Annotated in this window: 18 protein-coding genes; 14 read left to right on the top strand and 4 right to left on the bottom strand. The window is 42.8% G+C overall.

Going from position 1 to position 15,999, the window contains the following annotated elements:
* Positions 1 to 344 precede the first annotated feature (344 nt).
* Positions 345 to 689 (top strand): YciI family protein, encoded by a 345-nt coding sequence (locus tag B3O12_RS16750; protein WP_189629398.1) that lies wholly within the window; start codon positions 345 to 347, stop codon positions 687 to 689.
* Positions 690 to 835: 146 nt separating this feature from the next.
* Positions 836 to 2,083 carry an RNA polymerase sigma factor gene (locus B3O12_RS16745; protein ID WP_286757145.1) on the top strand — a complete coding sequence of 416 codons (1,248 nt, stop codon included), beginning with the start codon at positions 836 to 838 and terminating at the stop codon, positions 2,081 to 2,083.
* Between the two features lie 178 nt (positions 2,084 to 2,261).
* On the opposite strand, the gene B3O12_RS16740 is transcribed toward B3O12_RS16745, so the two are convergent.
* Positions 2,262 to 3,668 carry an amidohydrolase family protein gene (locus B3O12_RS16740; protein ID WP_286757144.1) on the bottom strand — a complete coding sequence of 469 codons (1,407 nt, stop codon included), beginning with the start codon at positions 3,666 to 3,668 and terminating at the stop codon, positions 2,262 to 2,264.
* Between the two features lie 225 nt (positions 3,669 to 3,893).
* Between B3O12_RS16740 and B3O12_RS16735 the strand changes: the two genes are divergently transcribed.
* From B3O12_RS16735 to B3O12_RS16690, 10 genes are all read left to right on the top strand, one after another.
* Complete coding sequence (locus B3O12_RS16735) at positions 3,894 to 4,316, top strand: response regulator transcription factor (RefSeq protein ID WP_286747449.1); 423 nt, start codon at positions 3,894 to 3,896, stop codon at positions 4,314 to 4,316.
* 178 nt (positions 4,317 to 4,494) lie between these two features.
* The gene (locus B3O12_RS16730) at positions 4,495 to 5,013 is read left to right on the top strand and encodes a DUF4199 domain-containing protein (RefSeq protein ID WP_286757143.1); all 519 of its coding nucleotides are present in this window, start codon (positions 4,495 to 4,497) and stop codon (positions 5,011 to 5,013) included.
* Between the two features lie 48 nt (positions 5,014 to 5,061).
* Entirely contained in the window at positions 5,062 to 5,619 is a 558-nt protein-coding gene (locus B3O12_RS16725) for a DUF1684 domain-containing protein (RefSeq protein WP_286757142.1), read from the top strand.
* Between the two features lie 100 nt (positions 5,620 to 5,719).
* Complete coding sequence (locus tag B3O12_RS16720; RefSeq protein ID WP_189629404.1) at positions 5,720 to 6,220, top strand: GbsR/MarR family transcriptional regulator; 501 nt, start codon at positions 5,720 to 5,722, stop codon at positions 6,218 to 6,220.
* Between the two features lie 404 nt (positions 6,221 to 6,624).
* Positions 6,625 to 7,032, top strand: coding sequence for a hypothetical protein (locus B3O12_RS16715; RefSeq protein WP_286757141.1), 408 nt, complete (start codon positions 6,625 to 6,627; stop codon positions 7,030 to 7,032).
* Positions 7,029 to 7,949: a TIGR01777 family oxidoreductase gene (locus B3O12_RS16710; protein ID WP_286757140.1), complete on the top strand. Its 921-nt coding sequence runs from the start codon at positions 7,029 to 7,031 to the stop codon at positions 7,947 to 7,949. The genes B3O12_RS16715 and B3O12_RS16710 overlap by 4 nt, the downstream gene beginning before the upstream one ends.
* A gap of 3 nt (positions 7,950 to 7,952) precedes the next feature.
* Positions 7,953 to 8,873, top strand: a complete 921-nt coding sequence (locus tag B3O12_RS16705) for a polyketide cyclase (protein WP_286757139.1) — start codon at positions 7,953 to 7,955, stop codon at positions 8,871 to 8,873.
* 69 nt (positions 8,874 to 8,942) lie between these two features.
* On the top strand, positions 8,943 to 10,835 hold the full coding sequence (locus tag B3O12_RS16700; RefSeq protein ID WP_286757138.1) for a sensor histidine kinase: 1,893 nt from the start codon (positions 8,943 to 8,945) through the stop codon (positions 10,833 to 10,835).
* The gene (locus B3O12_RS16695) at positions 10,832 to 11,263 is read left to right on the top strand and encodes a response regulator (protein ID WP_189629409.1); all 432 of its coding nucleotides are present in this window, start codon (positions 10,832 to 10,834) and stop codon (positions 11,261 to 11,263) included. The genes B3O12_RS16700 and B3O12_RS16695 overlap by 4 nt, the downstream gene beginning before the upstream one ends.
* Positions 11,264 to 11,345: 82 nt before the next feature.
* A complete protein-coding gene (locus tag B3O12_RS16690) occupies positions 11,346 to 11,990 on the top strand; it encodes a response regulator transcription factor (protein WP_286747445.1) in 645 nt (214 codons plus the stop codon).
* 3 nt (positions 11,991 to 11,993) lie between these two features.
* On the opposite strand, the gene B3O12_RS16685 is transcribed toward B3O12_RS16690, so the two are convergent.
* Together B3O12_RS16685 and B3O12_RS16680 are read right to left on the bottom strand one after the other, a co-directional pair.
* Positions 11,994 to 13,049: a hybrid sensor histidine kinase/response regulator gene (locus B3O12_RS16685; RefSeq protein WP_189629411.1), complete on the bottom strand. Its 1,056-nt coding sequence runs from the start codon at positions 13,047 to 13,049 to the stop codon at positions 11,994 to 11,996.
* 9 nt (positions 13,050 to 13,058) lie between these two features.
* Positions 13,059 to 13,511, bottom strand: a complete 453-nt coding sequence (locus tag B3O12_RS16680; protein WP_286757137.1) for a response regulator — start codon at positions 13,509 to 13,511, stop codon at positions 13,059 to 13,061.
* A 470-nt stretch (positions 13,512 to 13,981) separates the two neighbouring features.
* On the opposite strand from B3O12_RS16680, the gene B3O12_RS16675 reads away from it, so the two are divergent.
* Positions 13,982 to 14,455, top strand: a complete 474-nt coding sequence (locus B3O12_RS16675) for a hypothetical protein (protein ID WP_286757136.1) — start codon at positions 13,982 to 13,984, stop codon at positions 14,453 to 14,455.
* A 4-nt stretch (positions 14,456 to 14,459) separates the two neighbouring features.
* Here B3O12_RS16675 and B3O12_RS16670 read toward each other — a convergent pair whose 3' ends face one another.
* A complete protein-coding gene (locus B3O12_RS16670; RefSeq protein ID WP_286757135.1) occupies positions 14,460 to 15,479 on the bottom strand; it encodes a VWA domain-containing protein in 1,020 nt (339 codons plus the stop codon).
* Positions 15,480 to 15,584: 105 nt separating this feature from the next.
* Between B3O12_RS16670 and B3O12_RS16665 the strand changes: the two genes are divergently transcribed.
* Complete coding sequence (locus B3O12_RS16665; RefSeq protein ID WP_286743166.1) at positions 15,585 to 15,989, top strand: OsmC family protein; 405 nt, start codon at positions 15,585 to 15,587, stop codon at positions 15,987 to 15,989.
* Positions 15,990 to 15,999 lie beyond the last annotated feature (10 nt).

Raw genomic sequence — 15,999 nt, 5'->3', positions numbered from 1 at the left:
GTTAAAAGACGCTGTGAGGACACAACTTGTGGCTAAATTAAGATTGTTTCAATTCTAAAAGAGATAATGGAGAACCGTCCCTTAGGATGACAACAGAGAAATCCTCCTGCCTTCGGCCACCTCCTTTACAAAAGGAGGAATGTTTCTGCTAGTATTGAGAGCAATGCTATCAATCCCTGTTTTCTGATTTCCGTTCACTGATCAACTCATCCACCGATCAACCAGCCACCAAATCCCAGGATTAAAATATTTTTTCTAGATTCTGTCCCGAAAGGTAAAAACGATCGTCAAACCCATGAATCGCGATTTTTTAAAACGAATTTCAAACTCATAATTTTTAAACAATGCAAAAGTATTTATACCTGTTTAGAGGTGGCGATGCCCGAATGGCTGAAATGTCTCCTGCAGAAGTTGAAGCTCATATGGATGAATGGAGAGCCTGGATGCAAGGCCTTGCCGAAAAAGGACAGCTCATTGACGGCTTGCCGCTAAAGGCAGAAGGTAAGCAAGTTTCTAAAGGCGGAGCTGTAGTTACTGATGGCCCTTTTGCCGAAGGTGCCGAAATTGTAGGAGGCTACCTAATGGTCAATGCCTCATCGTTAGAAGAAGCCACCGAAATATCTAAAGGCTGCCCAATTCTGGATGCTGAAGACGGGCATATTGAAATCAGAGAGATTCAGGATATGTAATTCATTAACTTAGGGAGGTGTTAACATACGCGTCATTCCGAACTTGTTTCGGAATCTTTTGTATTAAAGACCCTGAAATAAGCCTGCCTGTAGGCAGACAGGTTCAGGGTGACGGTTGGTTTTTAAGCTAACACCTCCTTTTTCTTATGCCTTCTGCTGTCAATCAAAAGCTGGATCATCTTTTTCGTCACGAATATGGAAAGCTGGTTTCCTTATTTGCCAACAAGTATTCTCCGCACCTTATCGATACCATTGAAGATGCAGTTCAAGAGGCTCTCTACAAAGCGGCCAGGCAATGGTCGTTTCAGCCCATGCCCAACAACCCCTCTGCCTGGTTATACCGAGTGGTCAATAATCAGATTATTGATTATTTAAGAAAGGAAGCCAAATCGGTTTCTTACGAACAGGCAGTTACGGCCGATGCCATTGGCGAAGAAGAAAGCAGGCTACCCGAAGAAAAGGTGATTGTAGATGATCAGCTTCGAATGATTTTTGCCTGCTGTCACCCGGCCATGAAACCAACCGAGCAACTTATGATCAGCCTAAAGTTGCTTTGCGGACTTTCTGTAAAAGAAATTGCCCGGGCATTGTTAAAACAGGAAGAAGCTACGAAACGAGCCATTACACGGGCAAAAGTCAAATTCAGAGAAGAGGTGGGGGCCTTGAAAGTACCTGAGGGTGGCGATCTGGAAAACCGGTTGGAAGCTGTACTTCAGGTTATCTATTTGTTGTTCAATGAAGGTTATAAGGCCACTGAAGGCAGTAAGCTAATGAAGCTGGACTTGTGTGAAGAAGCTATTCGTTTGGCTTTTTTGCTTACCAATGAGCCAAGTTGCAATAAAGGCGAGCTGAAGGCGCTTATAGCCATGATGTTGTTTAAGGCGGCTCGTTTTCCGGCACGAACTGATGAGGCAGGTAATCTGCTGACCCTAGAAAATCAGGATCGATCCAAGTACGATGAAGAGCACATCAAGTGGGGATGGCATTTTTTACATGATTCTTCGAAGTTCGAAGGTTCATCGGTTTATCAGTTGGAAGCTGCCATATCATGCTATTACACCACAGCTGAGACCTACGAAAAAACCAACTGGAAAGCCATTCTAAGTCTTTATGACACTTTAGTTAAACTGAAGCCGGTACCCGTAGTACAGATGAGCAGAATATTGGTGTTGAGTAAGGTGAAAGGGGCAACTGCGGCCCTTAAAGAAATGGAGGGCTTGGAAGAAGTAATTGAAGGGAATCAGTCCTTTCTTGCCCTAAAGGCCGATTTATATGCTGAAATTGGTAATTGGTCAGCGGCCAGGGTTCATCTGCAAAAAGCGATCGGTCAGGCTTTGAATATTACGGAGAGAAGGTTTCTGGAAAAGAAGCTCCAGAGTTGGATTGGGAAGTGATCTTGGGTCGATTTTATATTGAGCACTCTGATATATTTGTTGCAAACGAGTATAAGTGGGTTTGACTGGATTGGATGTAGTCTCTTGTCATTTCCATATAGGTGGGAATGCCCGTCTTTCACAGAATAACTGGGAGATCCGATCTCTACCTGCGCGGGAATGACAGCAGAAACAAAGTCTACTTCTTTCTCACACTCTCCAGCATGGCTTGCATATCAGACTTAGTGTAGACTTTGCCTTGAAGCACCATGCTGCTGATGCTTTGAGTATTGCTAATGTCTTCCAGCGGATTATCATTCAGAATGAGTAAATCTCCTGATTTGCCTGCCTTCAGGCTTCCGTAAAAGTCATCCACTTCAAGGAACTTTGCACCATTAATGGTAGCCGCCTTAAGGGCCTCGATTTCCGGCAGACCGGCATCGACCAAAGCCTTCAATTCCCCATGCAACGATTGGCCGGGGTACACATAGCTATTGGAGGTACCGCAGTCTGAGCCGGCCAGCAGCTGAACTCCTGCCTCGTGTAGCTTAGGCACAAGGTTTATGAAGGTATTGTTCAGATCAATACGCATTTGAGTGAACGCTTCATTGGCATTCAGCGCGCTACGAATTCGCCCCTGATAGGTGGCAATAATACCGTTTCCTATGTAGTTCAGATACTCATCATTGGAGTGGTCTACCTCTTTGAGGTAAGTCAATGTGTTGCCAATAAAAAGGGTGGGGGTAACATAAGTGTTGTGGTTGCGCAACAGATTGAATGTTGCTTGTTCCTGAGCTTCACTGGTAGAGGCCATCAGCCGATTCATAGAGCCCCAAAAGCTGGCTTTTCCGGCAATCACATCATTTGTTACTTCCTGTTCTTCTGCCGATGTGCCCTTTAGCACATAATATAGATGTTCGATTGAGCCGAGTCCTGCTTCCACCGCTTCATTAAGCATTACCGTAAATGGCATATGACCGGAGGTTTTAATGCCGCGTTTTTGTGCTTCTTCTAATATCCACAGGTAAGCATAGCGTGAAATGCGGCTGTCATAGAGCTTGATAAAATCAACGCCCATGCTGGCGAGTGAATCTACTGCCTTTGCAGCCTCAGCTTGTGTGGTAACGGAAATAGAGCCCGCCCAAGTTGCTCCCGGCCCGTCCAGCTTTGGACCCGAAGTAAAGATTTTAGGGCCTATCATGGTTCCCTCTTTAACAGCCTTTTGCCAGTCAAATATCTGGTGCGTCATATCGCCTCCGGCTTCGCGCACCCCGGTTATGCCATTGGCTGTAAATAGTGGAATCAAATTCTTGTTTTCCTCAATGAGTTCTTCGCCACCCCTAAAATGAATGTGCATATCCCAAAGCCCCGGGATTACAAATTTCCCATCGGCCTCTATCGTCTGCGTAGCATTGTACTTTCTTGAGTAATCGTCAGAGATGAAGGCAATGGAGCCTTCTTTTATGCCAATCATACGATCGCTAAGTATTTCACCACTTTCCACATCTATTACTTCCGCATGAGTAATAAGAATGTCTACCGCTTCTTTGGGTTGACATGAATAAATAGCAAGAGCAAAGAGTAAGAGAAGAACGCTGGATTTCATAAAGCTTGTTTTCTTAAAAGTAATTGAATTCCCTTTTCTATTCAGATTGATTTTTTTGAATGGAAGGAACTATCATTCCCACGTAGGTGGGAATCCACATCAGTTGGTAATATTTCTAAGATCCCGTGCAGGCCTGCGAATTGCAGGTATGCTTCGATGGCGTTAGAAGGAGAATTTGCAGTAATCCTTACAAAGATTTAGTTCTGAATAACTAGTTTCAAATCCATGTTCAAGGTCATTCTTCGTTTTGGGTTGATAATAGCCGCTTTGTTGATTCTCTTTCAGCTAAGCAAGATGTCTCTATTGATTCCGGATATGTCCTCAGATCTCATTCTGGGTTTAGTGGGTGCCGCATTTATAGGTTTGGGTATTTATTTAGGGCTTAAGTTCAGAAAGGTGGAAATCGTGGAGGTTGGGCCGGTGATTGAAATTGATGAGCAGCAGATCGAAGCCCTCGGGCTCACTGAAAGGGAAATGGAAGTGCTCCGGCTTATTGCCAGCGGGCTTTCTAATGTAGAAATTGGAGAGAAGCTCTTTGTTTCGGAAAACACCGTCAAAACTCATGTATCTAATCTGTTTGTCAAGCTCGATGTGAAGCGCAGAACTCAGGCGGTTACCAGAGCTAAAGAGTTGAGGATAATAGAGTAGTACACTTTCTACTTTCTCTTTTTTGGGGGCTATGGCTAATCTCACTGGATGGCTTAAGGAATAGACACAGAGGGTGGCCACGAAACAGAAATCAATCAAAGATTCACTAATTTCATACAAAAGTATGAGTCCCATTGCTCGCAAAACCGACTGTTTTGGCTGAAAAAAAAGTGAACAAATGAAAAAACTCATTATCAAATTCGGATTGATTGGTGGCCTTTTAATGGTCGGTTTTGGCTTTGTATCTGTTGCGCTTGTGGGCACTGCAGAAGGAGGGTACGCATTGGGAGAAATTATTGGCTACGCCTCCATTCTGGTGGCTATGTTGCTAATTATTGTGGCTCAGTTGAATTACAGAAAAGAGCAGGGAGGGCTGCTTTCATTCAGTGAAGCTTTTAAAATTGGTTTGGGAATCTCCTCTATTGGTGGTTTGGCCTTTGGCTTGTATAATGCCGTGTATGTGTTGTGGATTGATCCAGACTTTATGAGAAATTATTTTGCTTACACGGAGAATATTCAAATAACAGACCCTTCGTTCGAAGCGAAATATCAGGTCTATCTGGATAGTTATGGCTTTTTTGCTTCTACTTTTGGGCAATCACTGCTTATGTTTCTTACCGTATTTCTAATTGGTTTTGTAATTAGTATTATTGGAGGATTGCTTTTGCAGCGAAAACAAACCTTAAAAACCACATAGCCCTTGGGTCGATTTATTCTTACACTATCATTTTTTGCCGTTCTGACCTTGACTAAAGCTCAGAACGGTAGTTATTTACAGGAGGTAAAGGCCTGGCAGGAAGAACTAAATAAAGAATACCTTGACCCCAACAAGTCTCCCTTAACCGAGCAACAGAGACGAAGTTTTCAAGGGCATCGATTTTATCCCATACAAGAGAAATATAGAGTTATAGCTCGCTTCGAGCCAACGCCCGACTCGAAGCCCTTTCCATTAGGTACCAGCAAGGGTACTACCAAAACCTATAAGAGAATAGGTGTTCTCCATTTTCAACTTGATGGTGAGGCCTATACACTGGAGGCGTATGTAGAACAGAGAAGGTTCAGTTTACCCGGTCAGCCAATTTATGTATTCCTTCCTTTGGTGGATGAAACTACAGGTAATGAAACCTATGGAGCAGGACGATATATGCATTATGAGGGAATCCCGGAAGGAACGGCGTGGGTGATAGACTTCAACAAACTCTACAATCCGTATTGTGCCTATAGCGACAACTATGAGTGCCCCAAAGTGCCCGAAGCGAATTATCTGCCCATTAAGATTGAGGCCGGAATAAAGGGGTATTAGAAGTATCGGGGAAATCGTATGGCCACCGAGGTCTATTGAGATGTGTTATTATATTTTCAGAAATTATTGAAAATAAAAAAAATATCATTATCTTAGCACCATGCAATACGATAAAGCGAAAGATCAGTTTATTCAAGCTTGGGGTACATTAGGGTCCGCTTGGGGAATTAATAAGGCTATGGGGCAGATTCACGCACTTCTGCTGATTACTGAAGAAGCTTTGACCACTGAGGACATAATGGAAGAGCTTAAGATTTCCAGGGGCAATGCCAATATGAATCTAAGGTCTTTGATGGACTGGGGCATTGTACAGAAAGTCTTGAAACCGGGGGAGAGGAAAGAGTATTTTACTACCGGGAAGGATATTTTGGAACTGGCCAGACAGGTATCGAGAGAAAGGAGAAGGAGAGAGATTGAGCCGGTAATGAGAGTTTTAAATGAAGTGCAAGAAGTGGAGGGCAATACACCTCAGGTGGAGCATTTCAAAAAAGTAACAGGAGACTTATCAGGCTTTACCAAACAAGTGGATGGTGCCCTAGATAAGTTTATTCGCTCAGATAAAAACTGGTTTTTTCAGGTTTTAATGAAGTTGATGAGATGATAGAGAAGGTGCTAATTTTTTCTATGGATCTCTTCTTATGCTTAATTGCGTATCTGATCTATCTTGGGTCAGAGGGTGAGATGTTCTTTGGTCTAATTGGTTTAATGGGTTTGCTTTGTTGCAGCCAATGGCCACATTCGGATTGAGGCGCACGACTAAGTCGGCAGGCCGAAAGTTTGTGATCTGTAATAAAGTATACTGGTTAATGTCAGCCATTTGTGTGTTAGCAATCACCATAGTGCTCTTGTTTGAGATTAAGATTATCGCGCATTTGTTCGACTATTTGTTCGTTCTCTTTCCTATCAGTATAGCTGTTTATCAACAGGTCAATTTGACTCTTCAGGCTTATTGGAGTAAAAAAAAATTAATAATGATTTTCAAAAATTATTGAAAATAATAAAAATATGGAAAGTTATAGAATATACATCAACACACATCTAATAGCATTATTGGCTATTATTTTAATTATCGCAACGGTGTTGGTAAGTGGAGAAGCATCTTATTTCTATCTACTTGCTCTTGTACAAATGCCGTTGGCCTTTATTCAGCATCTCACAGGCATTCATTTTATTACAAGCCAGAGAACGCGGTCTGCCAGAATAACTAAAGGATTCAGGCTTTACTGGATTTTATCCATTGGCTATTGGTTGGGCTTATTTGTTCTCTATGAGTATATCAATACTGGGCGGTGGTTAATGGATATTTACCTTTTTGCTATCAGTTGGCCTATACCTATTTACCAATACTGGTTGGTGAAGAACTCCTATAACGACAGACTGGCTTATGATGTCACAAAACCAGGAGGGCAATGAAGAAGGTTGTTATTTTTGGAGGTTCCGGCTTTTTGGGCTTGTCTCTGGCCGATTATTTAGAGACAAAAGGCTTTGTGCCGATACTCATTGCAAGACATTATATAGATGCGCCTTACCGGCTTATTTTGTGGGATGGCTATTCCATTGGTAGTTGGTGTAGTCAACTAGAAGGAGCTGAAGCCGTGGTGAACTTTGCCGGGAAAAGTGTAAACTGCCGCAAAACACCAGATAACCGGGACCTAATTCTTCGATCGAGGCTCGAGGCCACAGAGGTTATCGGTGAGGCGCTTAAGCGGCTCAAAAAGCCTCCTAAGGTTTGGGTACAAATGTCTACGGCTCACATTTATGGAGATCCGCCAACCAGAAGATGTAATGAGAATTCAATAACCGGAGTAGGATTGGCTCCAGAGGTAGGAAGAGCCTGGGAGCAAAAGTTTCGGGTTATGAAGCCTGATTCGGTGAGGGGTATTGTTTTGCGAACAGGCTTTGTACTCGGTGCATCGGGTGGTGCTTACAAAGAACTGAAAACCCTGGTTAGACTTGGTTTTGGCAGCGCAATAGCTTCTGGTAAGCAGGGGATGAGTTGGATTCACCAAAGGGACTTCAATCGAATTGTATTTCAGGCAATAGTCAACGATTATTACTCAGGAGTCTACAATGTAACTTCACCTTATCCCTGTTCTAATGCCGAACTAATGAAACAACTTAGAAAAGTATTGGGATGGCCTATTGCCATTCCATTACCCACATGGGCATTGCGCATCGGAGCTAGATGGATACTGAAAACTGATGAGGAACTGGCAATATATGGCCGCTACGTTATTCCCGAAAAATTATTAGTTCAAGGATTCAGGTTTCGGTTTCCAAAAATACAGGATGCGCTTCTGGATATTGTAGCAACTACTTCTAAATCCTAAACAATGGCACGATTAACTTTTAAAGATTTCTGGAGGAATAAAAGCTTTAGAATAAGTATAGTTCAGACCCTCTTCTTTATGGGCTGGGGCATGGTTTTTTTGCACTACAACATAGTAGAGTATGCCTGGGTAATGTTTCTTGTGTTTCCGGTCATTTTAGGTTTAAGTCTGGGCGTATTGCCTAGTACATCATCGGTGGTTAAGGGTTTGCTTGTAGCCATGCTCATATTCTTTGTGTTCTGCATTGTTTCTGGACTGGAAGGACTCATATGTACGGTCTTCCTAATACCTCTCATCTTGCCTCCGGTATTTTTGGGGTTTATTATTGCCCATCTTTTTAAACAGTATCGGTTGTTAAGTCGCAAATCCGAGTTATCTATTCGGCTATCTCCTTTACTGGTACTACTTCTATTGGGGCCACTAGAACATTTCACTCTTCAAAATGATAAGACAGTTAACTCCGTTTCGACTCAGATAATTTTGCCTTACCCACCAACAGAAGTTTTTCATGCCATTAAGTCTATCGACACCCTCTATGGCCCTAAACCCTTCTTAATGCAACTGGATTTACCGGTTCCTCACAAATGCATCCTCGAAAGAGAAGAGGTGGGTGCTTACAGGATTTGCTACTTTGAAGGAGGGAAGATTGTGGAGGAAATCACAATGTTTGAGCCCGGCAAACTGCTTGCAATGGATGTAATTGGCTATGAGCTAACGGGTAGGCGTTGGTTAGGTTTTAAAGAAGCCATTTATACATTCGATAGCCTGACTACCGGACAAACAAGACTCACACGAACAACTACCTACACTTCTGAGTTATATCCACGAGCCTATTGGAAGCCTTTCGAAAAAGAGGGCATACAACAGGAACACCACTATGTGTTTGAGAATTTAAGAAGAAAGCTGGGCGACAGAGGACACTAATGTCAACTTCTACTTAAACCATACAGATATTTTTAAGATATTGAAAGTCCTCTACATCTCTCAGTACATATGCTAGAATTGTTCAGACACGTTTTTGATAGCAATTTCATGCCTCATGGGCATTGCTATTTTTGGGAAAAAGAAATACTCATCCCTATTGTTATTGGAGACGGCCTGACCTTCATATCCTATATGCTCATCCCCGTAGTATTGTGGAGGTATGTGAAGGCGCGGAATGACCTAAAGTTTTCTTTTGTATTCAAGGCCTTTGCAGCCTTTATATTCTTTTGCGGCATTGGCCACCTCGTAGACATAGTAAACATTTGGGAGCCTTACTATCGGGTAAGCGCCATCACAAAAATGTGCACGGGCCTGGTTTCACTTGGTACTATTGTTCTGCTCTTTAAGTTTTTTCCAAAAGCCCTTAAAATTGGTCTTCCGGGCCAGGTAGAACAGATTAACAAAGAGCTCAAGCACCAAAACCATGAGTTAGAAGAACTCAATGATTTCTACAACGACACCATGAAGACCGTTCGGTTAGGCTATTGGCATTTGGACCTTAGAAACAATGAATTGTTTTGGAGCCCTGTAGTGTATGAAATACACGAAATGGAGCCCGGTACTCCAGTTAGTGTAGAGAGTGCCATTAGCTACTATCATCCAGACCATATTCATTTAATCACAGGAGTTGTTCAGGAGGCTATTGAATCGGGAAAACCCTTTGACCTTGACCTAAAGCTCATAACGGCCAAGAAGAATGTGATTTGGGTAAGGGCCATTGGCAAAACGGTATATGAGAAAGGAAAAGCTATCAGGCTCAAAGGACTTTTTCAAGACATTAACGAGAGCAAATTGCGCGAACAGCGACTTTTAGAAAGCGAGTCTGCACTCAATGAGGCCGAAACTATAGCCAAAGTAGGTAGCTGGCGATGGTATGTAGATAAGGATGAGCACTATTGGTCCGATGAGCGTTTCCGCATTTTGGGCTATCATCCCAATGAAATTGAACCATCGCTAAAGGCATCTTTTCAGTTGATTCATTCAGATGATAGAGAGAGTGTGCAACAAATGGTTGAACAGGCCATTGCTGAGAGGGCTCCTTATGAGATTCGGTATAGAATTAAGACAAAAGATGGTCAGCATAAGGTGCTCATTGACAAGGGAGTGCCTTCAGAAGATAAATACTCTGACGAAACCCTGTATCTCGGGGTGGTAAGAGACATCACCGAAGAACATACCCGAGAGAGAGAACTTCAGGAATCGCTACAAGCTCTGGAACGTTCTAACAGGGAGCTGCAAGACTTTGCCTATGTGGCTTCACACGATTTACAAGAACCTTTGCGGGTTATAACCAGTTATTTGCAATTACTGGAAATTGGGCATGCCGAGAAGCTGGACGATGAAGCCAGGCACTTTATACAAAGCATTATTAAGGCTTCTGCCCGCATGAAGAACCTCATCAACGATTTGCTCACCATTTCTAAACTAGATACATCTCCTAAAGAAATCGAGCCCGTAGATCTCAACGAGGTTTTAAAAATTGTGTGCGATAACCTCGAGTTTTCTATTAATGAGTCCGATGCTCAAATAGTATACGACAACTTGCCTACTGTAGAAGGCGATAGGAGCAGGCTGGAGCAGTTGTTCCAAAACCTAATGAGCAACGCCATTAAGTTTCGCAGGCATGATGTACAACCCAGGGTAGAAATCACAGCCACCGAAAAGGGACAAAAATTCAGGATTGCTGTAAGCGATAACGGCATTGGCATAGAGTCGAAGTATACGGAGCGAATTTTTACCATCTTTCAGCGACTTCACTCCAGAGACGAATACGATGGTACAGGCATTGGTTTGGCTATTTGCAAGAAAATTGTGGAAAGCCATGGCTCAACATTTACAGTAGAGAGTGAGGTAGGAAAAGGAACAAGTTTTATTTTTGATCTAAAGCCTGTAAATAAATGAAAGAACTCCACATTTTGCTGGTAGAAGATAGCCCGGAAGATGTAATGCTCACCAAGTTAGCCTTCGACCGGTCGAAGGTTCCAACCTCCATTACGGTAGCGGTGAACGGAGAGGAATGCTTGGCTTATCTAAGGCAGCAGGGTGAATATGCCAAATCGCCCTTGCCCGATCTCATTTTGCTCGACCTTAACATGCCCAAAGTCAATGGTAAACAGGTATTAGAAGCCGTTAAATATGATGATAAACTAAAGCACATACCCATTATTGTACTCACCACAAGCCTGGCCGAACGAGACATAGAAGATAGTTATAAGAGACACGCCAACAGCTACTTGGCCAAACCCATGGATTTTAATGAATTTATTGCCCTGGTAGAGCACATAGAACAGTTTTGGTTCGATATGGTGAAGCTTCCTAAAAACGATTAATAAGCTTTTCTTATATTGCCCCATGAACCAACGGCCTGAACACTAGGTTTTTAGGGGAACAGATTCAACCTTTGAGATTATTATGGGCAAAGTAAGAGTACTCTTAGCCGATGATCAGACTGTAATACGCGATGCACTCAGTACCTATTTTCTCAATGATGATAGAATTGAAGTGGTTGCGGTAGCCGAAAACGGTCACGATGCACTACAAAAAACAGAGCAGTTTAGTCCCGATGTGGTATTAACAGATTTAAATATGCCGGTGCTTAGCGGGCAAGAGCTATCCGTTAGGCTCAGGCAATTGTATCCTTCCGTAAAGGTAATTGTACTCACCATGATCAACGAAGATCGGCACGTAAAGAAAGCTCTTTCTACCGGGGTAGATGGCTATGTGCTGAAAAACTCTGAGAAGAGCGAGCTTCGGGCCGCTATCTTACAAGTGATGAGTGGAGAGTGCTACTTTAGCCCGCAAATCTCTCATAAAATAATGAACAATCTGGCCAGTAGAATAAAGAAGGAACATGTGGTGGTAGAAATGCCACTTTCCTTGCGTGAAAAAGAGATTCTAAGGCTAATTGTTCAGGAATATAGCAATAGCGAAATTGCCAACGAACTGCTAATAAGCACAAAAACTGTAGATGCACACAAAAGAAACCTCATGGAAAAAACAGGTTCTAAAAACCTTATTGGGTTAGCCATATATGCGGTAGAAAAAGGGCTGGTCTGAACTCTAATTCTCTAAATTTTTAGGAAAAGACACAAATACGTTGGTGCCCTGCCCCGGTTTGGTATCTAGCTCTATGGTGCCTCCCAGCGAATTGACACGGCTCTCAATACTATAAAGGCCAAAGCAGTTTTTACTTTCCAGTGTGTTGGTCTTGTCGAATCCTACACCATCATCTTCCACCATTAAAAGTAAGTATTCTGGATATTCAATGAGCTGAACAAAGAGGGTATTAGCCTCAGAGTGCTTAAGCGCGTTGTTTACTAGTTCCTGAACAATGCGGTAAAGAGTGAGCTTTAGTTTTTCTTCCGGTTCTTTTTCCAGGCTGGCCACAAACTCAAACTTTATATCGCAAGCCTTTTCAATATCTTCGATTAGCCCCTCCAGTGCATCAGTAAGTGGCATGTCGGCAATAGACCTCGGCATGAGCGAGTGCGATATATTTCTAATCTCATCGATGGTAGAAGCCAGGTTGGTGGTGCACTTTTCATAGTGCTTTAGCGTATCCTCATCCGTTTTTTTAAGCCACTGCCGCAAAACCCCCAGGTTTAACGAGACAGCCGTAAGGCTTTGTACCACACCATCGTGAAGTTCCTTGGCTATTCTCGATCGTTCTTTATCCTGAGCCTCCAGCACGGAGTCTAGCAAACGCTCTTTAGCCCGTTCGTTTTCCAGTTTTAACCGGTGCCGCTCTATACCATACTCAATTGATTTTTCCAGCAAGCGAGGGTCATATTCTCCTTTAACCAAATAGTCTTGAGCCCCCTGTTTAATCAGTTGCTTTGCTAAGCTAACATCAGAAAAGCCTGTAAGTATAATTATGGGAGTGCTCGATACATTTCTTTTGATCAACTGAAAGCTATCTACCCCTTGTGAGTCTGGGAGCGACAGGTCTAGCAGAATAACATCTGGTTTTGCATTGTCTAATTTTTCCAGTGCAGTAGAAATGCGTGCAGCCTCTTCCACCTTCCAGTAATTGGTGGTACTGAACGACAGAAATTCCTTTATTAGGAATCGGTCGTCTAGGTTATCTTCAATGAGTAATACTTTCCTTTGATTCATTGAAACGGGCTATTCTTGTTTAGGTAAAATGGCTACACTAGACCAGAAGTTGGTGATGCTATTCACCATAGAGGTTAGGTCGCTTAAGTTGTCTGGCTTATTAATAAAACAATTGGCGTATTTTGCATAGCTATCTCTGACAGCCGAATCGGCCTGCATAGAGGTTAGAACTATCACAGGAATGGTTCTAAAGCGGTCATCAGTTTTTACAAAATCTAAAAAACCAATGCCACTCTCTTTAGGAAGGGTCAAATCCAGCATTATTAGGTTAGGTTTGCTCACATGCTCATAGCCCCCTTCTTTCTCCAAATAGTGCATGGCTTCCTGCACACTGCCCACAACAGCAATGCTCGCCTTAGCGGAGTTATCTTCAATACTCCTTACAATTAATTCGGCATCTCGCGCGCTGTCTTCTAACAGAAGTATATCCAGTTCGCTATGTTTTGGTCTCAATAGGCTCATCGGTAAACTATTTTCCTGAATTAAGGCTCTTTTCCGTATCCAAGAGTGGTATTGAATGTGGGTAGTGAAGTATATTTTGGCGAAAAGCCGAAATTATTCTCTTAATCACTGAATATATAAATCTAAAATATGATTTTGATACACCCAAGTTGTATTAAAAATATTAATAAAGAAGAGTTGGTAGCAGGCACGGAAAAATAATCTTCTTATTCATGCGTGCCATCCTCAATTTGGTGAGTGTATATTGAGTTGAGACAGTAAATTAGTCAGCGAATCGGTAGAAAAGAAATGTTACTACATATAAATATATAACCTTGTAAATAATTCTATTTACAGGTAGGTGAAACCCTTAAAATGCTATAAGCGAATCGCTGAAATTTGATGTTTCTACCTCTAAAATCTAATCATTCCTAAAGAAATGCTCTCACAAGTCAGTAGTTTCGAGTCTCTATTGGTAGAAGGTATCGAGGATGAAAGGCAGTTATTTTACAGAAGGCAACGAGCAGCAGGCATATCATAAATCGGACAGCAAGCAGGCATTGGAACGTCAAATTGCTAGAATGCATGAGCTGGGCGAAATTTTAAAACGATGGAACCCTGTATTGCTGACGGCTTCTGACCTACTGGAGGCTTTAAAAAGCAGGTTTTCTACCACTCTCGTGACAGCTCCTGCCAACGCCTATATAGTTACCGATGGTCTTAGACTGGGTATATGCCTCGAACAGATTTGCGAACTCATACAGCTTAGGGTGAGCCAACCATGCCAGCCCGTTATGTCTATGGACGATTATACGCTCCTAATGCGCTGGAAGACCCAGGAACCTAATGTGCTGGAAAACTCCATGACCGCCTCGTTCGTTTTCGATTTTCTTAAAGAAAAAGGAGCTACAGTGTCTATAGCTCCCGAAGAAATCTCTGTGGCTTTTAAACTACAGCAAAAGTAGTTTACTATTGCAAAGAGCAGCTTCCATTAAAATCAGAAGCATCGAAGAAAGTGCTGGCACGTCCTTTCAAGGCACCTCTTTTGGCCTCAATGGTTAGTTGATTGCTGCCGCTGCGTTTGGGAGAGCAATATTCCAATAAATAATAACTGTTGGCTCTACCGTTTATCAGGTCTCCAATTTCCTTGAACTTATCGAGCAACTCTCCAATGTTTACGGCAGAAACAAAGCTGGTTTTTCCAATGGCTCTTAGCACGCTTTCGTCTATCTCTTGTCCTAGTCCTATGGTGTAAATGGCCATGTCCGCATCGGCCTTCTTAACTGCTTCCAGAGCCTGGCCTTTGGTAGCCCGATTGGCCTGGTCGGTTCCATCGGTAAAGATGACCACCGCGCTTGAGGCTATCTGATCCTGATTACGGGTTTGAGAGAGTTTTTGCGCGGCTACTTGAATACCCTGAATCACCGCTCCGTATAAGTTGGTGGAGTTATCAGAACTCATTTGTGCATTTATTCTATCTATGGCAGCTTTAAGCGTGGCGCTATTATTAGAAGAAGCCTGCAGTTGCTTAATATTGGCGGCTCCATCGAACCACCAAATTTCCATTTTAATGGCCTGAGCCGATGGCGATCCTTCAGCAGGAACCACTTCATCGATAAAGCTCTTAGCTGCCGACTTCAGGCCGCTTAAATTCTCTCCACCCAGCACACTACCACTAAGGTCTAGCAGCAGAGTAATATGGTAATCGAACACCTGTTCGTTGGGCTGAATTTTGCGCGTAGCTTCGAACTCAGAAATCTGCGCCCCATTTTCAAAAATGGTAAAGTCACTCTCTTTTAAGCCCGCCACGCCATTACCGGCATTGTCTTGTACCCTAAAGAACACAGATACGTTGGAGGGGAGGTTGACAAACTGATCTTCAATAGTTACCATCAGGCCCGTGTCAGTGTCGTCTTTGTTGCCACAGCCGAGCAATATCATGAACATACCAAGGGCTAGGGTAGATATTTTAAGGATTGAGTTTTTCATCTTCTTAGGTTAGTGGTTTATCGCAAGAACTGAGAAACTAATAGCCGTATTGTGTCGTTGACGGCATAAATCATTTATTTTTGCGGGCAGATTAAAATCAGCAATATGAAGACAACTACCACGTTACTAGGAGATTATGAGTTTGAGTCGGTAAACCCCAACGGAAATAAAGTGCTGTTGGACATGCGACCTGCCGAAGAAAAGCAGGGACAATCACCTACCGAACTGTTACTATCGGCTCTATCGGGTTGTGCTTCAGTAGATTTGGTTCAGATGCTTAAGAAACGCAAACGGACTGTAAATGGCCTTAAAGTAGAGGCGGAGGGAACCCGAAGAGAAGAGCATCCCAGAGCGTTTACTCATATTAAGCTTACCTTTATTCTCCAGTCGCCCGATGCTACCCAGGAGGAATTTGAAAAACTGGGTCATATGGCAGCTACAAAGTACTGCTCCGTAGCAGGCACACTCAACTGTCAGGTAGACCACTTCTTTGAAATCGTAAGGGATTAAGCCTTGGCTT

The organism is Roseivirga sp. UBA838 (assembly GCF_002296035.1).
In the GTDB taxonomy this organism is placed as follows: domain Bacteria; phylum Bacteroidota; class Bacteroidia; order Cytophagales; family Cyclobacteriaceae; genus Roseivirga; species Roseivirga thermotolerans.
The sequence above is the reverse complement of the archived record's forward strand: the minus strand, read 5'-3'. Positions and strand labels throughout refer to the sequence as shown.

Coding starts and splice junctions, on each gene's coding strand:
- B3O12_RS16710 (WP_286757140.1), top strand. CDS start 7,029: ATGAAGAAGGTTGTTATTTTTGGAGGTTCCGGCTTTTTGGGCTTGTCT.
- B3O12_RS16720 (WP_189629404.1), top strand. CDS start 5,720: ATGCAATACGATAAAGCGAAAGATCAGTTTATTCAAGCTTGGGGTACA.
- B3O12_RS16665 (WP_286743166.1), top strand. CDS start 15,585: ATGAAGACAACTACCACGTTACTAGGAGATTATGAGTTTGAGTCGGTA.
- B3O12_RS16700 (WP_286757138.1), top strand. CDS start 8,943: ATGCTAGAATTGTTCAGACACGTTTTTGATAGCAATTTCATGCCTCAT.
- B3O12_RS16670 (WP_286757135.1), bottom strand. CDS start 15,479: ATGAAAAACTCAATCCTTAAAATATCTACCCTAGCCCTTGGTATGTTC.
- B3O12_RS16685 (WP_189629411.1), bottom strand. CDS start 13,049: ATGAATCAAAGGAAAGTATTACTCATTGAAGATAACCTAGACGACCGA.
- B3O12_RS16750 (WP_189629398.1), top strand. CDS start 345: ATGCAAAAGTATTTATACCTGTTTAGAGGTGGCGATGCCCGAATGGCT.
- B3O12_RS16695 (WP_189629409.1), top strand. CDS start 10,832: ATGAAAGAACTCCACATTTTGCTGGTAGAAGATAGCCCGGAAGATGTA.
- B3O12_RS16745 (WP_286757145.1), top strand. CDS start 836: ATGCCTTCTGCTGTCAATCAAAAGCTGGATCATCTTTTTCGTCACGAA.
- B3O12_RS16675 (WP_286757136.1), top strand. CDS start 13,982: ATGAAAGGCAGTTATTTTACAGAAGGCAACGAGCAGCAGGCATATCAT.
- B3O12_RS16715 (WP_286757141.1), top strand. CDS start 6,625: ATGGAAAGTTATAGAATATACATCAACACACATCTAATAGCATTATTG.
- B3O12_RS16690 (WP_286747445.1), top strand. CDS start 11,346: ATGGGCAAAGTAAGAGTACTCTTAGCCGATGATCAGACTGTAATACGC.
- B3O12_RS16705 (WP_286757139.1), top strand. CDS start 7,953: ATGGCACGATTAACTTTTAAAGATTTCTGGAGGAATAAAAGCTTTAGA.
- B3O12_RS16730 (WP_286757143.1), top strand. CDS start 4,495: ATGAAAAAACTCATTATCAAATTCGGATTGATTGGTGGCCTTTTAATG.
- B3O12_RS16740 (WP_286757144.1), bottom strand. CDS start 3,668: ATGAAATCCAGCGTTCTTCTCTTACTCTTTGCTCTTGCTATTTATTCA.
- B3O12_RS16680 (WP_286757137.1), bottom strand. CDS start 13,511: ATGAGCCTATTGAGACCAAAACATAGCGAACTGGATATACTTCTGTTA.
- B3O12_RS16735 (WP_286747449.1), top strand. CDS start 3,894: ATGTTCAAGGTCATTCTTCGTTTTGGGTTGATAATAGCCGCTTTGTTG.